The organism is Rubinisphaera margarita, from assembly GCF_022267515.1.
Classification (GTDB): Bacteria; Planctomycetota; Planctomycetia; order Planctomycetales; family Planctomycetaceae; genus Rubinisphaera; species Rubinisphaera margarita.
In genome coordinates, this window is record NZ_JAKFGB010000018.1 from 21,919 (window position 1) to 31,853 (window position 9,935).

The window sequence follows — 9,935 nt, forward strand, 5'->3', positions numbered from 1 at the left end:
TCGGAAAGGGAAACTTCAAACGGAGACAGCCGTTTCGCGGGGATTCGTACTGGCGGCCACGCGGACGGTGTTGCGTCCTTCGTGTTTGGCCTGGTAAAGGGCATCGTCGGCCGCTTCGATGAGCGAGTCGACCGTCATGGCCTGTCGCGGGAAGCAGGCCAGACCAATACTGACGCTGATCAGAATCCGTTGTTTCTGATGCAGGACAACCATGCGGCTCGTCGCGAACCGGATCGACTCGGCGATTCGACTTGCCCCCTGCATCCCGACGCCGGGAAGGAGAATCGCCATCTCCTCGCCGCCATAACGGGCGACCAGAGGACAGTCGGTCGAACGGACTTTCTGAGATTCACCCTCCAGTAACCGGGCGAACTGACGCAGGACTTCGTCGCCGGCCTGATGTCCGTAACGATCGTTGATCGATTTGAAATGATCCAGATCGAGTAGCAGGAGCGAACACTCGTTGCCGTTTCGTCGAGCGGTTTCGAGTTCTTTGACGATCCGCTGATCAAACGTGCGACGGTTCGCCAGTTCGGTCAGTCCATCGAGGCTCGCTTTGCGTTCCACGGAGACGCGATCGACCACTCGGAGAAGCGCTTCGGCCAGGAACTCACCGGCCCACAATGCCAGCGACACCTGCATGCGGGAGAACACGCCTTGATCTTTCCGCGTCAGACAGAGAATGCCGATCAGCTTATCATTCTGATACAGCGGCACGGCCAACGCGCGACCGAGCAGGCTGGTGACTCCGGCTTCCTTCAACTGTTTCGGATTGAGGCTGCCTGTCAGGCCGCTTTCCCGGCTCCAGCGGGCGATCCGTAATTCGTGATCTCGCCACAATCCTTCCACACCGACCTGAAGGCCGGTTCCCTGTCGACAGATGGCCCGGGGATGACGTTCGTTGCCGCCGGAGAACAGAATCAACGCGCCCCGATCGGCTTCCACCAGACTTGTCAGCCGTTTGACGAAGTCATCGAGCAATCGGGTCGGGACGTCGTAGTATCGATCCGCGATAGTCCGCAGGGCAAGTTTTTCCTGAGTCAACTTGAGTAGCTGCTGTTGATCGACGGCGTTCATGCGATGCCGAAGCAACCCGGTGACCTGATCGAGCATTCGCTCCGCAGCTTCCTGCTGACGATGCAGTTCGGCATTTCGCGGGAACAGCTGCGTCACCGCGATGACACCAAACGTGCCATGCTGATCGGTCACCCCCAGCAGATGAAGTTCGCTGATTCGGCGTCGTTCGTCGATCGAAAGACAGCGGACGAACTGCGAGTTGTAGAGTTCCGCGTCGGTGATCCGACAGATGCGGTCCTGCAGGACACGATCGATCCAGCCTTGATCGAAGACCAGCTGATCAAGCGTCGGCCGGGACAGGCCTCGCTGGGCATACAGGTCCACGCCGCGACCATCGTAGGTGAAAAAAGCTCCAAAGCCGGTGCTTGTATGCGGGATGAACTTTTTGAGAAGAACTTCGACGGTGCGCATGGGGTCCGTCTGAGCGAAGAGTTCCGCCAGCAGGCCGTTCTCGACCTTCATCAGCTGGCGTTCACGCTGGGCGGAGGTGAGTTCGCCTTCGAGCTTTTTCAGTTCGGCGAGCAGCCCTTCCTCGCGATCCTCGCGTCTGTACTTGTAGTACAGATAAATCCCGTACTGAAATGCACAGATCAGGGACAGCGTGGCCGCGAGACCAAACATTTCTCCCAGGACCGCGAAACGGTATATGAAATCTGAGATCGTCATCCAAACCACTAAGACCGATCTTTCCGCTCGTTACGAGGACGTCCATTACCTTTTACAGGAGCGCATTCACTCGTGTCGCGCTGGCTTGAACAAGTCCGATCGATAGGAAGATTTCCGGTCGATGCAGTCTCTGATCACCTTTGTTCCTGGCCCGACTCAATGACACGGCGACTGTACGAATCTCCTTCAAGGCTAGCACGACGAAGTCCTCCTCTGTCGGCAAGACTTGAGGAATCCCGCCCTCGGCAAAGTCACTTTACTCCCAGTGGTCGATATAATCGCTGTGACCCCTATAATGCCGTCGGCCTTGAGCGATTCTCGCTCCCAAAAGAACGGTCGCAGCGATTTTCCCGCCTCAAGATTCCGTCCTATTCCTGCTCTTTCAGCCCGAAAGTCGAGCCGAACCATGTCATCAGAAATCGGAAACAGCGAAATCCCACTCGACGAAACCCTCGAATTGCGAGGTGTCGTGGTCCGCTATCCGGGCTTCTGGAGTGTCGAACGAACAGAGGACGACGAGAAGCTCTCGGTGACGCTGAACAGCACCGGCACCACGTTCTGGATGCTGACGATCATTCCCGGCCCGGTCGATTTCGGAAGCGTTTTCGAGGCGGCGATCAAGTCCTACGAAGAGGAATACGAAGACGTTGACGTCTACGATCGCCTCGACGAAGAACACGCCGACTGGATCCAGCAGGAACTCGAACTGCAGTGCCACGACCTGGTCACGAAAGTCGTCCTGAACGTGATGCCACTGGAAGTCTGCTCGCTGTTCATCCTTTATCAGGGACTCGACTCCGAACTCGACAACCTCCGCCCTCTGCTCGATTCAATTACCAGCAGTGTTCGTATCGATCCTCAGCAGCTGTTCTAGGACTCGCACCACCAGATCGCGTGAACACGGGTGGCCCCTCAATCCGTACAGTCATCGTCAGCCACTGACACAGACATTCCTGTCTGTGCAGATCAACTGTCGCAGCGGTTTCGGCCCTTAAGTCCACAGGGGTGGCCGGATCGCTCAGACGCGTGCGTCTGAGTGGCAAAGCCACAAGAGGTCGCTGACCGACGGACTTTGTCTATTCGGCCAGACTCCCATCAAGATTCTGGGTGGTCGCTTTAGGGAGTAACAGGCGCTCAAGACAAGCCTCCTGTTGCTCCTCAATACAGAGATGAATCTCTGTACCATCCTTTTGGGATCAGGCCGACGAAGTCCTCGAGCGGCCCGGATAGCTCTGCGATCTGGACGGCGAGGAACGCGGGATTTATTGTGGCGAGGGTTTTGCGGTTTTCTGCGAATTTGATCGGGTATAATGGAATCTTCGGGAAGTTTGTCTGACCAAGGAGGTTGTCATCAGTTTACCCAAGGAATTTCGCTACACATCACAAGATGCTCGCCGTGTGAAGAGCGTCTACGACACGCTTGACGAGAAGAACCGGCGGCGGTTTGCTGCCTCGCTCGCGACGGTTCTGCCGCACGGCGGTGTCTGCTACGTCGCCGAAGTGCTGGGTTGTGCCGAGAGCACGATCTACGTCGGGCTCAACGAACTCGATGAGCTGGAAGACGGAGACCCGCTCGAAGGTCGAGTTCGTGCTGAGGGAGCGGGCCGCCCTCAAAAACCAAGTCCTGCCCCGAGCTAACGCCCTGCCTGCTCGAAGTGGTCGCTGACAACACGGCAGGAAGTCCGGTTGATGAGAATCTCAAGTGGACTCATCTCCCGTTGACGCAGATCGTGCAGAAACTCGCTCGGCGCGGGATCCGTGTCTGCCGTAAGACCATTCGCAAGATTCTGCGCTCTCTCGGATTTCGCAGTCGGCGTCTGGTTAAGTCGGTCACACTGTCTCCCAGCCGAGATCGCGACGCCCAGTTTCGGAAGATCAGCCGGCTCAGCAAGAAGTACCGTCGACGTGGCGATCCCGTTTTCAGCCTCGATAGTAAGCGTAAAGAGCAACTGGGCCGCATTTATCGGGAAGGGATGGTCTGGGCCGATGGGCCGGCTCAGGTGCTGGACCATGCCCTGCCGGCGTACGTGGAAGGCGAAGTGACGCCGCACGGTTTGTACGATCCGTCGCGCCATCTCGCGCATGTGCACATCACAACCGGTTCAGACACGGGCGAGTTCGCCGTGGAGAGTTTGCGACGGTTCTGGCACAAGCACGCCGCCGAGGATTATGGTCAGGCGAACTCGATGTTGCTTCTGTGCGACTGTGGCGGCAGCAACAGTTTCCGATCGCACGCCTTCAAGTCCCATTTGGGTGAGTTGGCTGCGGAGTTGAAGATGTCAATTCGGGTGGCTCACCTGCCGGTGTACTGCTCGAAATACAATCCGATTGAAAGGAGGGTGTTCGCCCACGTGGAACGAAGTTTTCGGGGGCGGATCTTTGGTGACGGGGCGTCAGTGGCTCAAGCCGTCCGGGAGACTGAGCTGTGCGAGAAATCGGGCCTGACCATCACGGCCAGCGTGATTGACACGGAGTACGTGCCAGTGCGGCAGTCGCGACGGAAGTACGATCTCAGCGACCTGGCAATCACTCACGACCGCCACTTGCCGGACTACAATTACGTCATCAAGCCGAGAACCCTCTGAGCAATAAATCCCACGTTCCAAGCCGTAGGAGAATGCCGTTTGGCGAGGGGAAAAGTTCAGCCCTGCCTCGTCTTCCCGCAGAGAAAGGCTCTCACCAATCACCCGGTTCAATCGCATCCTCCGACGGCTGCGCCGCCCCGAAAGAATCTTTCGGGGCCACCCCTCGACTACGCTTGCAGTGCATCTGCACGAGGCTTGTCGGATGGCTCAGACGCGTGCGTCTGAGTGGCAAAGCCACAAGAGGTCGCTGACCGACGGACTTTGTCTGTTCGGCCAGTCTCCCATGAAATCGTTCGCAAATACTTCTCCAGCGAAACACTGCTTCTTCCTGTGACTTCGTCACCCAGACGTGCACGTCTGGGCCATCCCGATTCCGGGTGTTATGAACTATTGACGTCCAATCCCGTCCTCCGACGGCTGCGCCGCCCCGAAAGAATCTTTCGGGGCCACCCCTCGACCATGCTTGCGCCGCATTTGCACGCGTCTCCCTGAACTCTTTCACGCTCATCGGTGTCGTTCTGCCGGGCCGATCTACCAACCGGCTGGCGATCTCCGTAGTATTACGAAGAGCCGGACGGGTGCGTCGTCATGACCGCTCCGTCGGGCTCCGGGACACCATATCTGAAATGATTTGCGCTGAAAGACGTGACATGATTATCGTGATGCGACAGGATGCTTCGCGGGAAGCCGCAGAGGATGTCGCCCGTCGGGTGGAAGCTCTGGGACTCAAACCCCATCTCATCTTCGGGGAAGAACGAACCGTCGTCGCCGTGGTCGGAGATGACCGGCGGAAAGACCGGGAGAAGTTCGAATCCTGTGCCGGCGTCGACAAAGTGCTGCCGATTCTCGCTGAGTACAAGATCGCTTCTCGCGAAACCAAGCCCGAGCCAACCGTCATTCGAGTGCAGGACCTCGTCATCGGAGACGGGCACTTCGGCGTCATCGCCGGCCCCTGTTCGGTTGAGAGCGAAGAACAGATCATGGCGTCCGCCCGAGCGGTCAAAGCAGCCGGCGCTCGCGGGCTTCGCGGCGGAGCCTTCAAACCGCGCACAAGCCCCTACTCGTTCCAGGGCATGAAAGAAGATGGCCTGAAGCTGCTGGCCGCCGCCCGGGAAGAAACAGGTCTGGCCGTCGTGACGGAAGTCATGACGCCGCACCATGTCGATCTCGTCGCGAGTTACGCCGATATCATGCAGATCGGTGCCCGCAACATGCAGAACTACCATCTGCTGCAGGCGGTCGGTGAATGCGATCGCCCGGTGATGCTCAAACGCGGGGCATCCGCGACGATGGATGAGTTCCTGCTCGCCGCCGAGTACATTCTCGATCAGGGGAATCAACAGGTCATTCTCTGCGAACGCGGCATCCGCACGTTCGAATCCCACACCCGCTTCACACTGCCTCTCGCTTCGGTCCCTTACCTGAAGTCGAAGACCCATCTGCCGATCGTCGTCGATCCCAGCCACGGCACGGGGCACGCCAATCTGGTTCCTCCCATGTGCTCCGCTTCGGTCGCGGTGCAGGCCGACGGCATCATCGTGGAAGTGCATCCCGATCCGCCAAATGCCATGAGCGATGGTGCTCAATCGCTGACCTTCTCGGGATTCGAAGAGACGATGAAGCAGTGCGGCAAGATCATCGATGCCCTCGGCATGACGCTCAACTGACCCCGGTTCCCTGCAACGGGAGCGTGATCAGAAGTTGTACGGCGTCGTCAGACCATCCATTTTGATGATCTCCAGATCGCTGACCTTCACCTTGCGCAGCTGACGAAGTTCGTCGTTGTCCCAGCGATCGTCCGGAGCTCCGGAGACGAACCAGTCGCTGCCGTTGTCGGCCAGGATCATGCCGTAGCGTTTCAGGCAGGTGAGAATCACTTTCACATCGTCGGCGTAGCCGGTCAGGTCGAAGTCTTTCCGTAATCGGACGCGCATTCCCAGAGGTGGCAACAGCGGATGTTCGTTGCTGCTGGCCCAGTGGGACGCGGGTGACACGAATGCGCGTCGCGTTTCGGCCAGCGTGAAGCGAATGGCGTGTCGGATCTCCTTCAGTTCGCCGACTTCATCGTAGCGGACCAGACCGGGAAAAATCGGCAGGCCGGCGGCATCGGCGCTCGTCCAGCCTTTCGGGCGAACGGTATTGTTCTTCAGATCGAAAATCGCTCCGCTGTCCGCGATCCAGCGAGCTCCCCCCGCCTGAGGAAACGCCCGGAACAGTTCGTAAAGCACCATATTATCCCGATCGATGATGATGGCGTGCCGGTCGCCGCGGTCGAACGGATCCCCCTCGACGGGCGTGTCGAACGGAATCGGGAACGGCCCAGGATCGCTCTGGTCGCCGTACGCCTGATAGTCCACCGTCACCTTCGGCTCATCGCCCGGCACGACAATGTACGGAATGCCGATCTTCGAACCTTCCCAGGTGCCGGACCCGAAGTCGGGATGCAGATGCCCGTCCAGACCAATGAAGGCGAGGATCTGGTCAGAACTGGGATCGACCGGCGACTCATCCACCCGCTGATTCCACGGATCGGAATCGGGGAAGGGACGGAAGCCGTTCAAAGAAGCCCCCGGCCCGTACAGGCTCGACTCTTCGCTCTTCGGTGCAGCGGTTTCAGAGGACACAACGGAAACTGCACGCGACGTTTTCGCGGGAGCATCAACCGGAACCTGGTCGTACTTTGATTCGTACCAGACCGCCTGCGTTTCGGCGGGCGAACTCGCAGGATCCTCGCAGCCGCTGTTAAGCAGCGCGATCAGTCCAAGGCCTATTCCGGAGAGAAGCTGTTTCATCAGTCGTCCGCGATACGAAGTGGGGCGAGAGCGAGATGCGTCGATTCTAGGCCGCCGGGACACCGCGCGGGCAGGCGAAAAGGGCTCCCATGTCCAGTTCTGCCGGATATTCCACCTGATATGACGATTATGTCCATCGCAAGCCCGGACCAGTCGGATGAGGACACCGGACTGCCCGAAGTTTCCTCCTGCGTGACCTATCCATGTCGAGAAAACATGCCTATGATTTTCCAGAATCACGGCTCCCGCCGCTCTTCGGTTGAGTTCTCCCGAAGAGTTCATGGATCTGCCTGTTCGGCGCCCCGAAGCGGATGCCCGTGCGGATCGCCAAGTCCTCCAGTTGACGTGCTGCCACGACTATGCCATCACAGAAGTTAGACGATCTCAGAAACATCGGCATCATCGCTCACATCGATGCCGGGAAAACCACAACCACCGAGCGGGTCCTGTTCTACACCGGGGCTTCGCATCGGATGGGGAACGTCGACGACGGAACGACGACGACCGACTTCGATCCGGATGAAGCCAAGCGCGGCATCACGATTTACTCGGCGGCCATCACCTGCTTCTGGAAAGACAAGACGATCAACATCATCGACACGCCGGGGCACGTCGACTTCACCGCCGAAGTCGAACGTTCGCTGCGCGTCCTCGATGGAGCCGTGGTTATCTTCAGCGCCGTGGAAGGTGTGGAAGCTCAGAGCGAAACCGTCTGGCGACAGGCCGACCGGTACGATGTTCCCCGCGTCTGCTTCATCAACAAGATGGACCGGATCGGAGCCGACTACTACCGCACGCTGCAGCAGATGCGGGACCGACTGAAGGCTCGCCCGGTCCCGGTCACTATTCCCATCGGAGCCGGTCCCCCACATAACCCGGAGCCATTTCGCGGCGTGATCGATGTCCTGCGGATGAAGGCCATTTACTTCGATCCCGATTCCCGCGGTCAGAGCATCTCCGAAGGCGAGATTCCTGAGGATATGCAGGATCAGGCGGAACTCGGCCGCATGGAGCTGGTCGAAACAGCCGTCGAATTCGACGATGAGCTGATGGGCAGATATCTCGAAGGCGAGGAAATCTCCGTCGAGGAACTGCTCCCCGTCCTCCGTCAGGCCACTCTCGAACGCAAGATCCAGCTGACGTACGCCGGTTCATCGTTGAACTTCATCGGCGTCCAACCGGTCCTCGATGCCGTTTCGGAGTTCCTGCCCAGCCCGCTCGATCGTCCGCCCGTTTCCGGCGACAACCATCATCCGAAGAAGCCGGCCATTGAGACCCGCGCTCCGGATCCGAGCGAACCATTCTGTGGACTCGTCTTCAAAATCGTCGCCGAGCCTCACGCCGATCTGTATTTCGTTCGCGTCTACTCGGGCAAACTCAAGAGCGGCTCGCGGGTGCTCAACCCACGAACGGGCAAAAAGGAACTGATCAGCCAGATCTGGCATATTCAGGCGGACTCGAAAGAGAAGATTGAAACCGACGTCATTGGCCCGGGCGAAATCGCCGGCGTGGTCGGTCTCAAGGAAACGGCCACCGGAGACACGATCTGCGATACGCAGAATCCGATCGTCCTCGAGACGATTACGTTCCCCGAAACGGTGATCTCGATGGCCGTCGAACCGGAAACCAACGCCGACCGAAAGAAGCTGAACGAAGTTCTGCAACGGCTCGAAAAGCAGGACCCCACGTTCCGCTGTACGATCAACGAAGACACTGGTCAGCAGATCATCAGCGGTATGGGCGAACTGCACCTGGAAGTCATCAAGGATCGCATCCAGCGCGACTTCGGCCTCAACGCGAAAGTCCACAAACCACGCGTCAGTTACCGCGAAACGATCGCCAAGCGGAAATTTGGCCGCGGCGAGTTTCACCAGACGATGGCCAACGGGGCCCGCTATGCTCAGGTCGAGATTGAACTGACACCGATCGAGCCGGAGAAGCCGGTCTCCTATCTCAACAAGCTGAAACACGACGAACTCCCGGCCGATCTCCGCAAAGGACTGGACGAAACCGGAAAGCAGTTGCTGACTGGAGTCGGTTACTACGGTTACCAGCTGATGGGGCTGCAACTCGCCGTGACGAAAGTCGATTACCGCATCGGAGAAACCGACGAAGTCGCAATTAACGCGGCTCTCAACCGGGCGTTCGACGAAGCCATGGAGGCCGACAACGTGGTTCTCCTTGAGCCGATCATGGATCTCGAAGTGGTTTGTCCGGACGAATTCCTCGGCAACATTCAGGCCGACCTGCAGGTCCGACACGCCTCGATCACCGGACAGGAGCAACGGGGACACCTCTCAGCCATCGAAGCCGAGGTGCCTCTGGCGAACATGTTCGGCTACTCGACCCAGGTCCGCAGCCTCTCCCAGGGCCGAGCATCCTACTCGATGCAGCCACTCAAATACGCCGCCGCCCCGAAGGATGTCCTCGAAAAAATGTACGGCTAAGGACATCACACCCGTAGCGGCGGCATCCTGCCGCCGTTTGGACATGGGGTGTACATTCGCTTCCGGTTGCTTCGAGCGACACCCATTCGGCGGCGGATGCGCGGGATGCCGCCGCTACAAGTGAGGTCCGCAGTCCACTCCCGTCGGGTCCGCTGCGTTCACTCGGATTGGGTGTCGTTCGATGTAAGCGAGCCGATCCGGTCGCATGAATGCGTCCTGTTTCGCCCGGTTGTAGCCGTTATGCCGCTTCTGCGACGCCGTTTACGGTGGATCTGCTTCACCCACCGGGCGAATTCATCGCCTTGTCCCGATATTACACTCTATTGTTCAGGCATGGATTAAAAGGTAAGTAACGGCACGGTGGCCCT

At 58.7% G+C, this 9,935-nt stretch carries 7 protein-coding genes; 5 read left to right on the forward strand and 2 right to left on the reverse strand.

Annotated elements, in window-relative coordinates; translation table 11 throughout:
- Positions 1–15 precede the first annotated feature (15 nt).
- On the reverse strand, positions 16–1,743 hold the full coding sequence (locus L1A08_RS17800; RefSeq protein ID WP_238757875.1) for a GGDEF domain-containing protein: 1,728 nt from the start codon (positions 1,741–1,743) through the stop codon (positions 16–18).
- A gap of 406 nt (positions 1,744–2,149) precedes the next feature.
- Between L1A08_RS17800 and L1A08_RS17805 the strand changes: the two genes are divergently transcribed.
- The 4 genes from L1A08_RS17805 to aroF all read left to right on the forward strand — a co-directional run bounded on the left by L1A08_RS17805 (position 2,150) and on the right by aroF (position 5,995).
- A complete protein-coding gene (locus tag L1A08_RS17805) occupies positions 2,150–2,617 on the forward strand; it encodes a hypothetical protein (RefSeq protein ID WP_238757876.1) in 468 nt (155 codons plus the stop codon).
- A 524-nt stretch (positions 2,618–3,141) separates the two neighbouring features.
- Positions 3,142–3,381 (forward strand): hypothetical protein, encoded by a 240-nt coding sequence (locus L1A08_RS17810; protein WP_238757877.1) that lies wholly within the window; start codon positions 3,142–3,144, stop codon positions 3,379–3,381.
- Positions 3,382–3,398: 17 nt separating this feature from the next.
- On the forward strand, positions 3,399–4,328 hold the full coding sequence (locus L1A08_RS17815) for an ISAzo13 family transposase (RefSeq protein ID WP_238757878.1): 930 nt from the start codon (positions 3,399–3,401) through the stop codon (positions 4,326–4,328).
- A gap of 650 nt (positions 4,329–4,978) precedes the next feature.
- The gene (gene aroF, locus L1A08_RS17820) at positions 4,979–5,995 is read left to right on the forward strand and encodes a 3-deoxy-7-phosphoheptulonate synthase (RefSeq protein ID WP_238757879.1); all 1,017 of its coding nucleotides are present in this window, start codon (positions 4,979–4,981) and stop codon (positions 5,993–5,995) included.
- 27 nt (positions 5,996–6,022) lie between these two features.
- Here the strand turns inward: aroF and L1A08_RS17825 are convergent, their stop codons facing one another.
- Positions 6,023–7,120, reverse strand: coding sequence for a hypothetical protein (locus tag L1A08_RS17825; RefSeq protein WP_238757880.1), 1,098 nt, complete (start codon positions 7,118–7,120; stop codon positions 6,023–6,025).
- Between the two features lie 359 nt (positions 7,121–7,479).
- Here L1A08_RS17825 and fusA point away from each other — a divergent pair, with 359 nt between their 5' ends.
- Entirely contained in the window at positions 7,480–9,567 is a 2,088-nt protein-coding gene (gene fusA / locus L1A08_RS17830) for an elongation factor G (RefSeq protein WP_238757881.1), read from the forward strand.
- Positions 9,568–9,935 lie beyond the last annotated feature (368 nt).